A 17,214-nucleotide genomic window follows, 5' to 3' on the forward strand; every position below is an offset into this window, starting at 1 on the left:
AACCGCTGTGTTTTTGCTTGCCTTTTCCGTTACGCTACGCTCCACTCCAAAGGCAAGCAAAAACACTATACCATATCGTTAGTTTATTTTTTTACCAAATTGGGTCACATCTATTTACAACGCAGAAAATTAAGAGCAAATTGTCGAATGAAATCCTTGCCAGAGTCTTGTAAGTGTGATATAATTATAAGTCAAAAAGCAGGCTTTTAATTTCAACTGAAAGGTTCTGCCGATAAACAAAAATTATTTTCGGGAGTGAATATAAAATGAAAAGTGATATGATAACAAAATCAGTAAACGCTGCTCCGCAGAGAACGCTTCTGCATGCTTTGGGTCTTACAGACGCAGAGATTGGCAAGCCGCTTGTAGGTATCGTAAGCTCAAAAAACGATATTGTACCGGGTCATATGAATATTGACAAGGTTGTTGAGGCTGTTAAGCAGGGTGTTGCAATGGCAGGCGGTGTGCCGCTTGTATTTCCGGCTATTGCTGTTTGCGACGGTATTGCAATGGGTCACGAGGGTATGAAGTACTCTCTTGTAACCCGTGAGCTTATTGCAGACTCAACCGAGGCTATGGCTAAGGCTCATGCGCTTGATGCGCTTGTAATGGTTCCAAACTGCGACAAAAATGTTCCGGGCCTTTTGATGGCGGCGGCAAGGGTAAATGTTCCAACCGTATTTGTCAGCGGCGGTCCGATGCTTGCAGGTATTGTTGATGGCAAGAAGGTAAGCTACTCAACCGTTTCCGAGGCTGTAAGCCGCTTTAAGGTTGGCGAGATTGATGAGGAAAAGCTTTGTGAATACGAAAACAAGGCTTGCCCGACATGCGGCTCCTGCTCAGGTATGTTTACCGCTAACAGTATGAACTGCCTTACTGAGGTTCTCGGTATGGGACTTAAGGGCAATGGCACAATTCCTGCTGTTTATTCCGAAAGAATCCGCCTTGGCAAGCTTGCCGGTATGGCTGTAATGGATTTGTACAAAAAGAATATCCGTCCGAGAGATATTATGACACAGGAGGCGTTTGAGAACGCCCTGACAGTTGATATGGCTCTCGGATGCAGTACAAACAGTATGCTTCACCTTCCGGCTATCGCTCATGAATGTGGCATAGATTTGCACCTTGACATAGCAAACAACATTTCCGCAAAAACTCCTAACCTTTGCCATCTTGCTCCTGCGGGCGAGCATTTTATGGAGGAGCTTAACGAGGCAGGCGGCGTTTATGCCGTAATGCATGAGCTTACTAAGCTCAATCTTCTGCACACAGACCTTATGACCTGCACAGGTAAAACAGTAGGCGAGAACATTGCAAACTGCGAGATTAAGGATACCGAGATTATAAGAACAGTAGACAACCCGTACAGTAAAACAGGCGGTATCGCAGTGCTCAAGGGAAACCTTGCGCCGGACGGCTGTGTTGTAAAGCGCTCAGCCGTTGCACCTGAGATGATGCACCACAGCGGTAAGGCAAGAGTGTTTGACTGTGAGGAGGACGCTCTTAACGCTATTTATGACGGCAAGATAAACGCAGGCGAGGTTGTTATTATTCGCTATGAAGGCCCGAAGGGTGGACCCGGAATGAGAGAAATGCTCAACCCGACCTCTGCTATTATGGGCAGCGGTCTTGGCAACTGCGTTGCGCTAATTACAGACGGACGCTTCTCAGGCGCAACAAGAGGAGCCGCAATCGGTCACGTTTCTCCAGAGGCAGCTGTCGGCGGCAACATTGCCCTTATCGAAGAGGGTGATATTGTTGAAATAGATATCCCGGCAAACACAATAAATGTGCACGTGTCCGACGAGGAGCTTGAACAGAGAAGAAAGAACTGGAAACCGAGAGAGCCGAGAATAACAACAGGCTATCTTTCAAGGTATGCAAAGCTTGTTTCCTCCGGCTGCACAGGCGCAGTGCTTGATTAAGCCCTGAATTTAATATAATACCGAGCCGATGAGCTGTGAAAAGTCACAATTCATCGGCTCTGCTGTTTAAAAACATAAAAACAAAGCCTCCTGCATAGAATTAATAAGCATCAGCAGGAGGTTTTATATATGGAGCATTGGCTTGTGTGGATAATACTCGGCGGAGGATTTTTAGTTTTTTTGATAATACAAGCGTTTTCGGGGGAGAAGAAGCCGTTTCGTAAGGCGTTCTTGACAATGTGCAGCGGGCTTATTGCACTTGCCGTTGTCAACATAACAGGCGCATACACAGGCGTTACCCTGCCTGTGAGTATACTCAGTCTGTGCGGTGCGGCTGTCGGCGGAATACCGGGCGTTACGCTGCTGCTTGTTATGAATATGATTTTGTGATTACACCGTCAGCTTTTCACGCATAACCGCCATTATCTTTTTCTCTCGTCGACTTACCTGTACCTGAGTCATATTCAGCTCCTTTGCAGTCTGGCTTTGAGTTTTGTTCTTGAAATATCTGAGCTTTATTAGCTCACGGTCATTCTCAGGAAGCTCGCTTATTGCCTGCCGAAGCGAGAGTATCTCAGTAAGTGATGTATCATGTGATTCAACGGGCAGGTCGATTTCACGCCCGTTTTCGTCATTGTCGCATGATGAAAGCGATAGAACCTGAACGTTTGATGACACTGCCTGAGTTATAAGCTCCTCACTCTCACCGAGCAACTGCGCAAGTATAGTTACACTTGGACTTTCACCGTGCAGGGCGATATATTTCTGCTGTTCCTTTATAACCTTAATTGACAGCTCCTTTATTCTGCGGCTTACCTTAACCGCTCCGCCGCTTCTGAAAAGACCTTTAATTTCACCGAGTATAAGCGGCACAGCGTAGGTTGAGAACTTGTACCCCAGGCTTGGGTCGAATCGGTCATATGCCTTAATAAGTCCGATACAGCCTGCACTGTATAAGTCCTCGTATTCAATACCCCTGTTTTTAAAGCGTGCGGCGCAGCTGTGGACAAGCCCTGTGTTTTTGCTTATAAAGCGTTCACGCTCATTCATTGTCATCAAGCTGCTTTGTCATTGTTACGGTAGTTCCCTTGCCCGGAGTGGAGCTTACCCTTATCTTGTCAGTAAAGCTCTGCATAACTGCAAAGCCAAGGCCTGCCCGTTCTTCGCCTCCTGTGGTGAACAGCGGTTCCATAGCCTGCTTTATGTCGCTTATGCCACAGCCCTTGTCACGCACGCTGACAACAAATTTGTTGTCCTCAAGAACCTTGGCGGTTATGTATATCATACCCGTGCTTTCGGGGTATGCGTGAACAATACAGTTTGTTACAGCCTCGGAAACCGCTGTTTTTATGTCGGCAAGCTGTGATACTGTGGGGTCAAGCTGCATTAAAAATGCGCTGACAGCACCTCTTGCAAAGCTTTCATTTACGCTCTTGCTCAGAAAGGACAGCTTCATTTCGTTAAGCACTTTCATTTTTACTCTTCTCCTTTCCTTTGAATTCAAGCACACCGAGTGCGCCTATGCCGGACAGCTCGACTATTCGCCTTAAATGCGGCGGCACATTTGACACTCTTATGTATCCGCCGATAAGCTGCATTAAGCGATATCTGCCCATAATAAGTCCGATTGCGCTGCTATCCATAAAAACCACCTGCGAAAAATCAAGAATAAGCAGAGTTGGGTGAGTGCGCTCGGCTTCACCGTCAATTCTCTGGCGCATACTACGGGCGGTATGGTGGTCGATTTCGCCGTAAAGATATGCCGTTAGCTCCCCTTGGCGGAGGCTGAAAGAAACATTCATATTTTTCATCCCTTTGCAGATTTTTGAGTATAAATTTGTATATAAAAAAGATGACCTACCGTTATAATGATAAGTCATCTTTTTAAATTATTTTATCGAATTGCGTTGAGAAAATAAATTTTACAGCTTTTCCAGAATAATCTTTCTTATTTCAGACGCAAGATACAGCGAGCCGCAAACAAGAGCCGCACCGCCGCTTTGCTTAGCGTCATTTATTGCACGGCTTATTGCCTCCTGCTTATCAAGGCAGATTTCAACACAGTCAAAATAGCTGTCTGCTATTGCCTTGAGCTGCTGTGCGGGCATTTTACGTGGGTTTTCAATCTCAACTATATACACCTTGTCAAAAAGTCCCTTAAGATGTACCAGTGAACATTCAACCGCCTTGTCACGCAGCATACTCATTACGCAGGAAATGTGCTTGTCAGGAAGATATTCTTTAACCGCTGATGACAGTGCTGCAAGACCGGATGGATTGTGACCACCGTCAAGAATAGTCAATGGGTCGTTTTTGACAACCTCGAACCGTGCCGGAATAAACGCCTTTTTTATGCCGTATTTTACGGCTTCATCGTTTACATCAAAGCCTGCGTTTCTAAGCGGCGTTACAGCCTCAACAACAGTGCAGGCGTTTTTAATCTGATGTCTACCGGCGAGAGTGATTGCGTATTTTTCGCCTTTGTACTCGAACTTGCTGTTGCCGAGCTGTTCCGATAAAACGGTACAGCGGCTCATATCAACCCCGTACAGCTTGTTGTCAAGGCTCTGTGCCGTTTTTGTAATTACCTTGTTTACAATGTCCTCCTGAGGACAGAATACGGTTGAGCCGCCCTGCTTGATTATACCTGCTTTTTCTGCCGCTATCATATCAAGCGTATCTCCGAGAACGGCAGTGTGGTCAAGGCTTATTGAGGTTATTACCGATGTGACAGGGGTGGATATGACGTTTGTAGAGTCAAACCTTCCGCCGAGTCCCGTTTCAAGCACTACAATGTCACAGCTTTGGCGGTAGAAATATTCAAAGGCAATAGCCGTTATACATTCAAACTCGGTTATCGGCTCGCCGTTTGCATTCATTTGCTCAATTATCGGGAATATCTTTTCGACAATATCGGCAACATCATTTTTCGGTATTATCTCGCCGTCAATGCTTATTCTGTCGCAGAATTCGATTATATAAGGGGAGGTGAAAAGACCGGTTTTGTATCCGCTTTTGCGCAAAATTTCTGACAGCATTGTGCATATCGAGCCTTTTCCGTTTGTGCCTGCAACGTGAATAAAGCGGCACTTGCGTTCGGGATTGCCTATGTTATCAAGAAGCTTTTGTATTCGTGCAAGCCCCGGCATTGAGCCGAAGCGCAGAAGTGAGCTGATTTTTTCCATAGCTGTATTAAAGTCCATTTTATCCGTCCTTTCGGGAGAGTAAAGTCTTGTATATCTCGCCCTTTTTAAACCCTGTTTCTTTGGCGGCTCTTTTGCAAGCGTCAGACAGGGAACAGCCGTCATTATTGCATAAATCCGCTGCAAGGGCAACAGCCTGTTCAAGAGTAAGGTTTTCCTCCTGTTTTTTCTCAGCTCCCTTGATTACAAGCACAATCTCACCCCTTATGCCGCCGTCACCGTATTTTTCGACAGCAGCCTTAAGGGTGGTGTGTATAACCTCCTCGTGCAGTTTTGTAAGCTCACGCACAATTGATATTTCACGGTCGCCCAAAGCATTGTATAAATCGTTAAGTGTTGACGGCAGCTTGTGAGGAGCTTCATAAAACACCATAGTACGCCGCTCGTCCTTAATTTCCTCTAAATGCTCACGGCGGCTTTTCTTGTTCATACTCAAAAAACCTTCAAAGGTGAACCTTCCTGTTGGCAGCGAGGACAGTGCAAGTGCGCTGACGACTGCGCTGGGTCCGGGAACCGCAACGGTTTTTATGCCCTTTTCACGGCACTGACGCACAAGCTCCTCGCCAGGGTCTGATATAGCCGGCATACCTGCGTCTGTTACAAGCGCACAGCTTTGACCGCTTAGTATTTTTTGGCAGATAATTTCGCCTCTCTCTGCTTTATTATGCTCAAAATAGCTGATAAGCGGCTTTTTGATATTGAAGTGGTTGAGTAGCTTCAGCGTTACCCTTGTATCCTCAGCCGCAATAAAATCAACGCTTGATAGTGTTTCAACTGCTCTCGGCGACATATCGCCAAGATTGCCTATCGGCGTTCCTACAACATATAATACGCTCATTATTTCCTCCAAAAACTTGCCCCAAAAATAAACATTATATTTGCAAGGCAAATACTTCGCCTGATGTAAGGCAGACTTAACCGTAAAGCTGTTAACACAAAGCTTTACTATATGTGACCTGTCTTATAGTCGCCGTAAATTTCAATCATCTCACTTGATAACCCGCCGTTTTCATCCTCAATAAGCAGAGTGTCATTAACAACAAGACCGCCGCTTTTTCCGCCCTTTTTGCCCTCTATAAGAAACAGCTTGGGTGCTTTTGTTTTTCTCTGCTGGATAAGTCTTAGTCTTTTCGGTTCAATGCCCGACTCTCTCATAGCGCAGATAACGTCGCTGAGTCTTTCGGGACGCTGACAAAGGCAAAGCCTGCCGCCGAAACGCAGAAGCCTTGCGGCACTCCGACATACATCCTCAATTGTGCAGGTGTATTCGTGCCTTGCAAGCAGCTTTCCTTCGTTTGTATTTATTATGCCGCCGCCTTGCTGCTTGTAAGGGGGATTGCAGGCGATAAGGTCAAAGCTTCCGGGTGAGAGCGAGGTTAGGCTGCGCAGGTCGTCGTTTAGTACGTCAATCCTTCTTTCAAGTCCGTTATGAGCAGTACTGCGCCTTATCATATCCGCACCGTCAGATTGCAGCTCAACTGCCGTAATGTGCTTTGGCGGCTTTTCCCTGCACCAGATAAGCGCAATTGCTCCGCAGCCACTGCCAAACTCACAGACATTTTCCCATTCTTTAGGTTTGGAAAAATTGGCTAGCAGTACGGTGTCGGTGCCAAAACGGTGTATTTTTGATACTATAACCTCAATACCGTTTCCGAGAGGCTCGAAATGTTCATCATCATTCAGCATTGCGCTCACCTCAATTCAGTGCGATTTTAAGATTCTTGAGATTTTTATTCATAAGCGAAAGGTATGTTTCGCCGGCATTAGTTTCGTCCCTTGTTAAGTTGTGGCAGGAGTGAAACAGCAGAGCTTTTGCCCCTGTTTCCTTACAGATAGCGTCGGCAACAGCGTGGTTTGACATCTCAATATAAAATACTGCGGGAATTTTATCTTCCTTGGTTTCTGTTATCAACCTTGCCATTGTTGCGGCGCTTGGCTCGGTCTGCGAGCTGCAGCCCGGAAAAGCAGCGTGGTATGTCAGACCGTAGTGCTGTGCAAAGTATTTGAACGGAAAGCGGTCGCCGAAGATTATTTCCTGCCTTGCGCTGTTATCAACAACATCTTTAAAGCTTTTGTCAAGCTGTGAAAGCTTTGCAGTGTAGGATTTAAGGTTTTTTCGGTACTGTGCGGCGTTGCCGCTGTCAGCAGAGGAAATTGCAGACTCAATCGCATTACACAGCTCAATGCATATTGCAGGAGAGGTCCATATATGTTCGTCATAGCCGACCTCGTCGCCATCATGCTCATGACCGTGTTCTTGCTCATCATTATCGTAGGACTCGTCCTCCTCAAGCAGAGCGTCGGTGCAGTCGATCAATTTTACAGTTTTAAACTTAGTGCTGTCAAGGGAGTCCAGTATGCCGTCTATCCAGCTTTCTGACTCACCGCCGTTATAGATGAAAATATCGCAGTTTTGTATTTCAACCATATCCTTCGGGGTCGGCTCATAGGAATGAGTTTCAACGCCCGGCGGAAGCAGCAGGGTGACCTGTGCGTTGTCAAGAGCAATGTTGCGTGCAAAGTCATAAGCAGGGAAAAGAGAGGCAACTATTTTCAGCTTGTCCGATTGCTCGGTGTTTATCGCACAGCCAAAAAGAGATAGAGTTAAAATTACGGCTGCGGTTAATACAGAGATGAATTTTTTCATAGTTTTCCCTTTCATTGGCTTAGTTTGCTCGTAGAATGAGTAAAAGTGTATTCGCAATTTTACAACCTTGTTGCAGCATATTGCAATGCAATGTGGTTGCTTATGCTTTAAAATCTAATCATACCTTTAATAATAACACAAACTCAAACAAAATAACAGACCAAAAATTAATCATAATTTATTAACAATTAGTTCATAACGGACTTGTAGATTGGAGCGAGGATATATAATATAATTTAAAGTAACTATCCGGTTGTGAAGGAAGAATTTGGTATGTTAAAGTGAATGTGAAAGGGTGAATTAAATGATTAAAAAGCTTATGCACAGTATCAGAGAATACAAGCTTCCTACTATTCTCACCCCTGTGCTTGTCTCCTTAGAGGTGGCAATGGAGGTTATAATACCTCTGCTTATGTCAATGCTGATTGATTACGGTATTGAAAGAAATAATATGGACTATATTATCAATATGGGCTTACTGCTTGTTGCTTGTGCAATATTGTCACTGTTTTTCGGCGCAATGGCAGGTGCAACGGCGGCTAAAGCGTCAGCCGGATTTGCAAAAAATCTGCGCCACGATATGTTCTATACTCTACAGGATTTTTCGTTCCGCAATATCGACAACTTCTCAAACTCAAGCATTATAACACGTCTTACAACAGACGTTACAAATGTTCAGAACGCCTATCAGATGATTACACGTATGGCGGTGAGAAGCCCTATTATGCTTGCTTTCTCGCTTGTAATGTCGTTTAGTATCAATCCCGGTATGGCGCTTATTTTTGTAGGTGTAATTCCGATTTTGCTTGTCGGTATGATTATAATTGTAAAGATTGCAAGACCTGCCTTTGAGCGAGTGTTCAAGACCTATGATAAGATGAACAACGTTGTCGGCGAGAACTTAAGAGGAATAAGGGTTGTAAAGGCGTATGTGCGTGAAGACCTGGAAACACAGAAATTCCGTAAGGTGTCGGGCGATATATACAAGAACTTCACACTTGCACAAAAAGCGCTTATCACCTGTATGCCGCTTATGATGCTATGCATTTACGCATGTATGCTTCTTATATCTTGGTTCGGCGCAGGAAAAATTGTTGATTCGGGCAACGACCCGGCCGTTGGCTTCACAACGGGTCAGCTTATGAGCCTTGTATCATACGCCATGCAGATTCTTATGAGCCTTATGATGCTCGCTATGGTGTTTGTTATGATAATAATGTCAAGAGCCTCGGCAGAGAGAGTTGTTGAGCTGCTTGACGAAAAGAGCGACATTAAAGACTGCGATAATCCGATTTTTATTATTAAAGACGGCTCAATAAGGTTTGACAATGTGAGCTTTTCTTACGGCAAGGAAAGCAACGCAAAGCCTTGCCTGAGTGATATTAACCTTGATATTAAGTCGGGCGAAACAGTCGGTATCATTGGCGGTACCGGCTCGTCAAAATCAAGCCTTGTTCAGCTTATTCCGAGGCTTTATGACGTAAACGGCGGCGCCGTTTATGTAGGCGGAGTGAACGTAAAAAAATACGACATAGAGTCGCTGAGAAGCGAGGTAGCAATGGTGCTGCAAAAGAACGTACTGTTCTCAGGCACTGTAAGCGATAATATTCGTTGGGGCGACGAACACGCAACTCAGCAGGAGGTTGAGCGTGTTTGTAAGCTTGCGCAAGCTGACGAGTTTATCCGTCAAATGCCTGACGGATATGACACTATGATAGAGCAGGGTGGCTCTAATGTTTCGGGCGGTCAAAGACAAAGACTTTGTATTGCAAGGGCTTTGCTGAAAAAGCCGAAGATAATTATTCTTGATGATTCAACAAGTGCGGTAGACACAAGGACAGACGCACTTATCAGAGAGGCTTTCGCAAACGAAATTCCCGACACCACAAAGCTCATTATCGCTCAGAGAATTTCATCAGTCCAGCATGCTGATAAGATTGTTGTAATGGACAACGGAAAAATAATTGCTGTCGGCACTCATGAGGAGCTGATGAAAAACAACGAGATTTACCGTGAAATTTATATCTCACAGCAGAAGGGCGGTGACGAGGATGAATAAACAGCAAAGAGCCGCTAGGGCAGCGGCGGCAAGCCGAGGCAAAAAAGTAAGCGGCAAAACGATTAAAAGGCTTATGGAGTATGTCAGAAAATACAAGGCTTCGTTCGTTGTCGTTGTCGTATGTATTATACTTAGCGCTGTAACAGGCGTTATCGGCTCTATGTTTTTGCAGGTTGTTATTGATGACTATATAACGCCTCTGCTCAAGCAGGCTGTACCCGATTTTTCAGAGCTTTTCAGAGCAATTTTAATTATGGCGGGAATTTACCTTATCGGCGTAGTCGCAACCTTATTATACAACAGGATAATGATTATAATTTCCGAGGGTACTATAAAAAGATTGCGTGACGAGATGTTCGAGCATATGCAGTCCTTGCCTATTAAATACTTCGATACTCACGCATTTGGCGACACTATGAGCCGTTTTTCAAACGATACCGATACGCTGCGCCAGATGATTTCGCAGAGTATTCCTCAGGTTATGTCATCTCTTATAACAATAGTTGCCGTTTTGGCAGCTATGATTATGACAAGCTGGGCGCTTACACTGCTGACCCTTGCGTTTGTTGTATTAATGATTTTTGTTACGGGCAGAATCGGCGGCAAAAGCGGAAGCTACTTTGCAAAACAGCAAGAGGATCTCGGCATTGTAAACGGCTATATTGACGAAATGGTAAACGGTCAGAAGGTAGTCAAGGTTTTCTGCCACGAAGAAAAGTCAAAGCAGGAGTTTGACGCACTCAATGAAAAGCTTTGCAAAAGCGCAACAGCGGCTCATACATTTGCAAATATTCTTATGCCGATAATGGGCAACCTCGGTAACCTGCTGTATGTTGTTATCGCAATAGCAGGCGGTGCGTTTGCACTTTCCGGTTTTGGAGGATTGACTCTTGGCGGCATAGCAGCGTTTTTGCAGCTAAGCCGTAGCTTTACAAACCCGATAACTCAGGTTTCTCAGCAGATAAATATGGTTGTAATGGCTTTAGCAGGTGCAGACAGAATTTTTGAGCTGATGGATGAGCAGCCTGAAGAGGATCACGGCTATGTAACGCTTGTAAATGCACAATACAATAAGAGCGGCGAGCTTTGCGAGGCTGAGATGAATACAGGTATCTGGGCTTGGAAGCATCCGCATGAGGACGGCAGCGTTACCTATACAAGACTTCAGGGTAAGGTCGAGTTTTTTGACGTTGACTTTGGTTATGACGAGAAAAAGACGGTGCTTCACAATGTAACCCTTGAGGCAAAGCCGGGTCAGAAGCTTGCCTTTGTCGGCTCGACAGGCGCAGGCAAAACAACAATAACAAACCTTATCAACCGCTTTTATGACATTGCAGACGGTAAGATAAGATATGATGACATAAACATCAACAAGATTAAAAAGAGCGATTTAAGACGGTCACTCGGTATGGTTTTGCAGGATACAAACCTGTTCACGGGAACAATAAGAGAGAATATCCGTTACGGCAATCTGAATGCTACTGATGAAGAGGTGTATGCGGCGGCAAGGCTTGCAAACGCCGACACGTTTATCAATCAGCTTCCGCACGGTTATGATACGGTTATATCGGGTGACGGCGGAAGCCTGTCACAGGGTCAGTGCCAGCTTATTGCGATAGCAAGAGCGGCTGTTGCAGACCCGCCTGTTATGATTCTTGACGAGGCAACCTCCTCAATCGACACAAGAACCGAGTCTATTGTTCAAAGCGGTATGGATGCGCTTATGTCAGGCAGAACGGTGTTTGTTATAGCGCACAGGCTGAGCACTGTCAGAAATTCTGATGTTATAATGGTGCTTGAGCAAGGCAGAATTATAGAGCGTGGCAATCACGAACAGCTCATAGCGGAAAGGGGCAAGTATTACAGCCTTTACACAGGCGCATTTGAGCTGGATTGATATATTTTAATCTAAAGAACAAAAAGGCTATGAATTCATTTGCGGATTCATAGCCTTTTATCTTGTGTTATAGTTAATTTTTACTGATTATAGCCCAACTCAAATGCCTTAATATTAAGCTCCAAGAACTTCGACGGAACTGTCTGCTTTACGGTGTCAATCCAAACCTGCTTTTCAATGTCGGTTTGCTTTGCAAGCATTCCCATAAGCACTACGTTTACAGCCTTAACGCTGCCTGCTTGTTCGGCAAGGCTCAAAGCGTCGGCTGAGATAACCTCAACGCCGAGTGACTTAATCTGTCCGAGTACATCATCCGGATAAACAGCGTTACCCGTTACAACAGGCATCGGGTCAATCTGCTGTGTGTTTACAATGATTTTTCCGCTCTTTTTAAGATATGGCAAAAATCTTGCAGCTTCCAGAGCTTCAAACGAGAGAATAAGGTCAGCCTCGCCCAGCTCTATGATAGGGGAAGAAACGCTTTCTCCGTAGCGTACATATGTAACAACCGAGCCGCCTCTTTGGCTCATTCCGTGAACCTCTGAAACCTTAACGTCATAGTCACGGCTTAAAAGAGCATTGCCCAAAAGTCGGCTTGCAAGCAATGTTCCCTGACCGCCTACGCCGACGATTAAAACTGATTTTACATCGTTCATATATGATCAATCCTTTCGGTATTGTTCTGATTAATTTGTTTATTCAACGATAGCAGACTTCTTGCAAAGGCTCTCGCAAACTCCGCAGCCAACGCACTGCATCTGGTCAATCTGTGCCTTGCCGTCCTTAATGCTGATTGCCGGACAGCCGATTGACAGGCACATTTTGCAGCCAACGCACTTATCCGATTCAATACGAAGCGGCGGATTATGCTTAACGTATTTCAAAAGCGCACACGGTCTTCTTGAAATAACTACGGACGGGCCGTCCTTTTCAAGCTGCTCTTTGATAACTGCGATTGTTTCTTCAAGATTATACGGGTCGCACACAGCAACATTGTCAATGCCGACAGCGTGGCAAAGGCTTTCAAGATTTACGGCTGACGCAGGGTCTCCCTTAATTGTGTAACCTGTGGTCGGGTTCTGCTGATGACCCGTCATACCTGTAATTGAGTTGTCAAGCACTATTACAACCGAGTTTGTTGCGTTGTAGGCTATGTCGATAAGACCTGTAACGCCCGAATGCATAAAGGTTGAATCACCGATAACGGCAACCGACTTTTTCTCGCTCTGCGCACCTCTTGCAAGATTGAAGCCGTGCAGAGCAGAAACAGATGCGCCCATACATACGCAGGTGTCCATCATAGCAAGCGGAGCTGATGCACCGAGAGTGTAACAGCCGATGTCACCGCTTACATAAACCTTTAGCTTTTTAAGTGCATAGAATAAGCCTCTGTGAGGACAGCCACAGCACATAACAGGTGGGCGAACGGGAATATTTGTATCAAGGGATAAACAGTCGGGCTTTTTACCCAAGATAAGCTCTTTGACTGTGTTCTGTGAGAACTCGCCGCAAAGCGAGAACAGCTCCTTGCCAATAGGGTTAAGACCTATCTTGCGGCAGTGCGATTCAATGAAATCGTCAAGCTCCTCTATAACATAAAGCTTATCTACCTTAGCTGCAAAGTCCTTGATAAGCTTTTCAGGCAGCGGATAAATCATACCGAGCTTCAGGTATGACGCCTTGTTGCCCAAAGCCTCTTTAGCGTATTGGTAGCAGTCGCCTGCGGCTATAATGCCTATTGAGGTGTCATTCATTTCAATGCGGTTGAAATCTGCTTTCTCGGCAAAATCACGCAGCTTTTCTGTTCTTTGCTCAACAAAAACGTGTCTGCCCTTTGCAAATGCAGGCAGCATTACGTTTTTCTGCGGATTTTTCTTGTATTCCTTAAGCGGCAGCTCTGTTCTGTCCTCAATTTCAACAAGACTTCTTGAATGTGCTATTCTTGTTGTAAGGCGCAGAACAACCGGAGTGTCATATTCCTCGCTAAGCTCATACGCAAGCTTTGTAAAGCGTTTACATTCAGCGGAGTCAGCAGGCTCCAACATAGGAACCTTAGCCGCCTTTGCGTAGTTTCGTGAGTCCTGCTCATTCTGAGAGGAATGCATACCCGGGTCGTCGGCAACGGCAAGCATCATACCGCCGTTTACACCTATGTAGCTCATTGTGAAGAAGGGGTCGGCGGCTACGTTGAGTCCGACGTGTTTCATACCACAGAAGCTTCTCGCTCCTGCAAAGCAAGCACCTGCGGCAGTCTCAGCTGCTACCTTTTCATTCGGCGCCCATTCACAGCGGATTTCATCGTACTTCGCCGCATTCTCGGTTATTTCGGTGCTTGGCGTACCGGGATAGCTTGACGCAACCCGAACGCCTGCTTCATAAAGTCCTCTGGCAACAGCCTCGTTGCCAAGCATTAGCTTTTTCATTATATACCACCTTTGTCAATAAAACGATTATTCATCTTATATTGTATCAAAATAATGTAACAAGTGCAAGATAATTGTGGCAATTTGTGTTAATCTTTGTGCAAAACCGAGATAAGGTTGCAAAACAAAATTAACGGTTGAAAAAAATTTTAAATTAAGGTATATTTAAGAATAGGTAACAGAACAAACATTCGGATAACAGAATCTCTGAAAGGATGGGTTAAATGGCTGAAAAGAATATTATTGTAAGGGGTGCAAACGAGCATAACCTTAAAAATATAGATGTTGAAATTCCGAGGGATAAGCTGGTGGTGTTGACCGGCCTTTCCGGTTCGGGCAAATCCTCGCTTGCCTTTGACACAATCTATGCTGAGGGACAGAGAAGATATGTTGAAAGCCTCTCGTCCTATGCAAGAATGTTTTTGGGGCAGATGGAAAAGCCTGATGTTGAAAGCATTGAGGGCCTTTCGCCTGCCATATCAATAGACCAGAAAACAACCTCAAAGAATCCCCGCTCAACAGTCGGCACGGTTACTGAGATTTATGATTATCTTCGCCTTTTGTACGCAAGAATAGGTATTCCGCACTGTCCCGAATGTGGCAGAGAGATAAAACAGCAGACCATAGACCAGATTGTTGACAGGGTTATGACTTTGCCCGAAAGAACAAAGATTCAAATTCTTGCTCCGATTGCAAGGGGAAAAAAAGGCGAGTTCAAAAAAGAAATCGAGGCGGCAGGCAAAAGCGGCTACGCAAGAATGAGAATTGACGGGATAATATATGACCTTAGTGAAAAGATAGAGCTTGAAAAGAATAAAAAGCACAATATAGAAATTGTGGTTGACCGCCTTGTGATAAAAGAGGGCATCAACTCCCGTCTTGCCGATTCATTAGAAACCGCCGCCTCGCTTACAAAGGGGCTTGTCGTTGTTAGCGTTCAGGACGGCGAGGATATGCTGTTTTCTCAGAATTACGCCTGTCCGGAGCATGGAACGAGCATTGATGAGCTTAGCCCACGAATGTTTTCATTCAATAACCCTTTCGGTGCCTGCCCGAAATGCACAGGACTCGGCGTGTTTATGCGAGTTGACCCCGACCTTGTAATCCCTGACCGGAACAAGTCAATTGCTCAGGGCGGCATAAAGGGCAGCGGTTGGGCAATGGAGGGCAGCACGATTGCCGCAATGTACTTTGAAGCACTTGCAAAAAAACTGAAATTTTCGCTCGACACCCCGATAAAGGATTTGCCGGACGAGGTTGTGGACGTTATTCTGTACGGACTAAAGGGTGAAAAGCTAAAGGTTACAAGAAAAAATATGTACGGCACAGGCGATTATTACACTGAATTTGAGGGAGTTATAAACAACCTTGAAAGACGCTTCAGAGAAACTCAGAGCGGCTGGATTAAGGAAGAAATAGAATCATATATGAGTGCGGTTCCGTGTGAGGAATGTAAGGGCAGAAGACTGTCAAGAATAAGCCTTGCCGTTACTGTAGGTGGTATTAATATCAGTGAGTTCTGCGACAAGTCGATAAAAGAGGCACTTGATTTTATAAATAACCTTGAGCTTACCGACAGGGAGAGAATAATAGCCGATGAAATTCTCAAGGAAATCAGACAGCGCCTTGGCTTTTTAAACAGCGTAGGTCTTGACTACCTCACGCTTTCACGGTCGTCGGGAACGCTGTCGGGCGGTGAAAGCCAGAGAATCCGCCTTGCAACACAGATAGGCTCATCGCTTATGGGTGTGCTATATATCCTTGACGAGCCGAGCATAGGACTTCATCAGCGTGACAACGACAAGCTGCTTGCCACTTTGCGAAATCTGCGTGACATAGGCAACACTGTTATTGTGGTTGAACATGACGAGGACACAATGTACGCCGCCGATTATATTGTTGATATAGGTCCCGGTGCGGGTGTTCACGGCGGCGAGGTTGTGTGCTGCGGCGATGTTGAAACAATAAAGAAGTGCGAGCGCTCAATAACAGGACAGTATTTAAGCGGCAAGCGTAAAATCGAGCTGCCCGAAGTTCGCAGAAAGGGCAACGGATTAAAGCTGACAATAAGAGGGGCGGCACAGAACAACCTTAAGAATGTAAATGTTCAGATTCCGCTCGGTATGCTTGTTTGCGTAACAGGCGTGTCCGGTTCGGGTAAGTCATCACTTGTAAATGAGATATTATATAAGCACCTTGCCGAAAAGCTTAACGGCGCAAAGTCAAGAGCAGGAAAATTCAAGACGATTGATGGTATCGAAAATCTCGACAAGGTAATCGACATAAACCAAAGCCCCATCGGCAGGACTCCACGCTCAAACCCTGCGACCTATACGGGAGTATTTACTGATATAAGGGAGCTATTCGCCTCTGTTAAGGAGTCGAAAATGAGGGGGTTTACCTCAAGCAGATTTTCGTTTAATGTTAAGGGCGGCAGGTGTGAGGCTTGTCAGGGTGACGGCATTATAAAAATTGAGATGCACTTTTTGTCAGATATTTACGTTCCATGTGAGGTGTGCGGTGGTAAACGCTACAACAGAGAAACTCTTGAGGTTAAGTATAAGGATAAGTCAATTTATGATGTGCTTGAAATGACGGTTGAGGAGGGACTTGCATTCTTTGCCGATATTCCGAAAATACAGCGCAAGCTGAAAACCCTTTATGATGTTGGTTTGGGATATGTAAAAATCGGTCAGCCTGCAACAACTCTGTCAGGCGGTGAAGCACAGCGTGTTAAGCTTGCAACCGAGCTTTCAAAGCGTTCGACAGGCAAGACAATTTATATTCTCGACGAGCCGACAACAGGACTGCACATAGCCGATGTTCACAAGCTTATCGAAGTGTTGCAAAAGCTCGTTGACGGCGGTAACACCGTTGTTGTAATAGAGCATAATCTCGACCTTATCAAGACAGCCGATTATATTATTGACTTAGGCCCGGAGGGTGGTGATGGCGGCGGCACTATTGTAGCCAAGGGAACGCCTGAACAGGTTGCAAAATGTGAAAACTCATACACAGGGCAGTATCTAAAGAAGTTATTGTCAAAATAGAAAAAGTTTT

Annotated in this window: 14 protein-coding genes; 5 read left to right on the forward strand and 9 right to left on the reverse strand. The window is 45.2% G+C overall.

What is annotated here, in order from left to right; genetic code table 11:
• Positions 1-266: 266 nt before the first annotated feature.
• Positions 267-1,925: a dihydroxy-acid dehydratase gene (gene ilvD / locus GMA13_RS07985; RefSeq protein ID WP_255883893.1), complete on the forward strand. Its 1,659-nt coding sequence runs from the start codon at positions 267-269 to the stop codon at positions 1,923-1,925.
• 129 nt (positions 1,926-2,054) lie between these two features.
• Positions 2,055-2,315 carry a pro-sigmaK processing inhibitor BofA family protein gene (locus GMA13_RS07990; RefSeq protein WP_255883890.1) on the forward strand — a complete coding sequence of 87 codons (261 nt, stop codon included), beginning with the start codon at positions 2,055-2,057 and terminating at the stop codon, positions 2,313-2,315.
• On the opposite strand, the gene GMA13_RS07995 is transcribed toward GMA13_RS07990, so the two are convergent.
• From GMA13_RS07995 to GMA13_RS08025, 7 genes are all read right to left on the reverse strand, one after another.
• Entirely contained in the window at positions 2,316-2,975 is a 660-nt protein-coding gene (locus GMA13_RS07995; protein WP_255883888.1) for a sigma-70 family RNA polymerase sigma factor, read from the reverse strand.
• Positions 2,968-3,399, reverse strand: coding sequence for an anti-sigma F factor (gene spoIIAB, locus GMA13_RS08000; RefSeq protein WP_255883885.1), 432 nt, complete (start codon positions 3,397-3,399; stop codon positions 2,968-2,970). The genes GMA13_RS07995 and spoIIAB overlap by 8 nt, the downstream gene beginning before the upstream one ends.
• Positions 3,386-3,727, reverse strand: a complete 342-nt coding sequence (locus tag GMA13_RS08005) for an anti-sigma factor antagonist (protein WP_255883884.1) — start codon at positions 3,725-3,727, stop codon at positions 3,386-3,388. Before GMA13_RS08005 ends, spoIIAB begins: the two co-directional genes overlap by 14 nt.
• Before the next feature lie 120 nt (positions 3,728-3,847).
• Complete coding sequence (locus tag GMA13_RS08010; protein WP_255883883.1) at positions 3,848-5,128, reverse strand: folylpolyglutamate synthase/dihydrofolate synthase family protein; 1,281 nt, start codon at positions 5,126-5,128, stop codon at positions 3,848-3,850.
• 1 nt (position 5,129) lies between these two features.
• Positions 5,130-5,969, reverse strand: a complete 840-nt coding sequence (gene rsmI / locus GMA13_RS08015; protein ID WP_255883895.1) for a 16S rRNA (cytidine(1402)-2'-O)-methyltransferase — start codon at positions 5,967-5,969, stop codon at positions 5,130-5,132.
• A 104-nt stretch (positions 5,970-6,073) separates the two neighbouring features.
• Positions 6,074-6,814: a tRNA1(Val) (adenine(37)-N6)-methyltransferase gene (locus tag GMA13_RS08020; protein ID WP_255883881.1), complete on the reverse strand. Its 741-nt coding sequence runs from the start codon at positions 6,812-6,814 to the stop codon at positions 6,074-6,076.
• Positions 6,815-6,824: 10 nt separating this feature from the next.
• Positions 6,825-7,775, reverse strand: coding sequence for a metal ABC transporter substrate-binding protein (locus GMA13_RS08025; RefSeq protein WP_255883880.1), 951 nt, complete (start codon positions 7,773-7,775; stop codon positions 6,825-6,827).
• A gap of 304 nt (positions 7,776-8,079) precedes the next feature.
• Here GMA13_RS08025 and GMA13_RS08030 point away from each other — a divergent pair, with 304 nt between their 5' ends.
• Together GMA13_RS08030 and GMA13_RS08035 are read left to right on the forward strand one after the other, a co-directional pair.
• A complete protein-coding gene (locus GMA13_RS08030; RefSeq protein ID WP_255883878.1) occupies positions 8,080-9,834 on the forward strand; it encodes an ABC transporter ATP-binding protein in 1,755 nt (584 codons plus the stop codon).
• Complete coding sequence (locus tag GMA13_RS08035) at positions 9,827-11,731, forward strand: ABC transporter ATP-binding protein (protein ID WP_255883875.1); 1,905 nt, start codon at positions 9,827-9,829, stop codon at positions 11,729-11,731. Before GMA13_RS08030 ends, GMA13_RS08035 begins: the two co-directional genes overlap by 8 nt.
• A gap of 80 nt (positions 11,732-11,811) precedes the next feature.
• On the opposite strand, the gene GMA13_RS08040 is transcribed toward GMA13_RS08035, so the two are convergent.
• Both GMA13_RS08040 and iorA read right to left on the reverse strand, forming a co-directional pair.
• Positions 11,812-12,387: an indolepyruvate oxidoreductase subunit beta gene (locus GMA13_RS08040; protein WP_255883872.1), complete on the reverse strand. Its 576-nt coding sequence runs from the start codon at positions 12,385-12,387 to the stop codon at positions 11,812-11,814.
• Between the two features lie 39 nt (positions 12,388-12,426).
• Positions 12,427-14,154, reverse strand: coding sequence for an indolepyruvate ferredoxin oxidoreductase subunit alpha (gene iorA, locus GMA13_RS08045; RefSeq protein WP_255883870.1), 1,728 nt, complete (start codon positions 14,152-14,154; stop codon positions 12,427-12,429).
• A gap of 224 nt (positions 14,155-14,378) precedes the next feature.
• On the opposite strand from iorA, the gene uvrA reads away from it, so the two are divergent.
• Entirely contained in the window at positions 14,379-17,204 is a 2,826-nt protein-coding gene (uvrA, locus tag GMA13_RS08050) for an excinuclease ABC subunit UvrA (protein ID WP_255883867.1), read from the forward strand.
• The last annotated feature ends 10 nt before the right edge of the window (positions 17,205-17,214 follow it).

Origin of the sequence: Ruminococcus sp. zg-924 (assembly GCF_024433635.1) — a bacterium.
Taxonomy (GTDB): domain Bacteria; phylum Bacillota; class Clostridia; order Oscillospirales; family Acutalibacteraceae; genus UBA7067.

Bases quoted from the DNA above. Each gene is read 5' to 3' on its own strand.
- GMA13_RS08030 (WP_255883878.1), top strand. From the start codon at position 8,080: ATGATTAAAAAGCTTATGCACAGTATCAGAGAATACAAGCTTCCTACT.
- spoIIAB (WP_255883885.1), bottom strand. From the start codon at position 3,399: ATGAAAGTGCTTAACGAAATGAAGCTGTCCTTTCTGAGCAAGAGCGTA.
- GMA13_RS08025 (WP_255883880.1), bottom strand. From the start codon at position 7,775: ATGAAAAAATTCATCTCTGTATTAACCGCAGCCGTAATTTTAACTCTA.
- GMA13_RS08040 (WP_255883872.1), bottom strand. From the start codon at position 12,387: ATGAACGATGTAAAATCAGTTTTAATCGTCGGCGTAGGCGGTCAGGGA.
- GMA13_RS08020 (WP_255883881.1), bottom strand. From the start codon at position 6,814: ATGCTGAATGATGATGAACATTTCGAGCCTCTCGGAAACGGTATTGAG.
- GMA13_RS08035 (WP_255883875.1), top strand. From the start codon at position 9,827: ATGAATAAACAGCAAAGAGCCGCTAGGGCAGCGGCGGCAAGCCGAGGC.
- GMA13_RS07995 (WP_255883888.1), bottom strand. From the start codon at position 2,975: ATGAATGAGCGTGAACGCTTTATAAGCAAAAACACAGGGCTTGTCCAC.
- uvrA (WP_255883867.1), top strand. From the start codon at position 14,379: ATGGCTGAAAAGAATATTATTGTAAGGGGTGCAAACGAGCATAACCTT.
- iorA (WP_255883870.1), bottom strand. From the start codon at position 14,154: ATGAAAAAGCTAATGCTTGGCAACGAGGCTGTTGCCAGAGGACTTTAT.
- GMA13_RS08010 (WP_255883883.1), bottom strand. From the start codon at position 5,128: ATGGACTTTAATACAGCTATGGAAAAAATCAGCTCACTTCTGCGCTTC.
- GMA13_RS08005 (WP_255883884.1), bottom strand. From the start codon at position 3,727: ATGAATGTTTCTTTCAGCCTCCGCCAAGGGGAGCTAACGGCATATCTT.
- GMA13_RS07990 (WP_255883890.1), top strand. From the start codon at position 2,055: ATGGAGCATTGGCTTGTGTGGATAATACTCGGCGGAGGATTTTTAGTT.
- ilvD (WP_255883893.1), top strand. From the start codon at position 267: ATGAAAAGTGATATGATAACAAAATCAGTAAACGCTGCTCCGCAGAGA.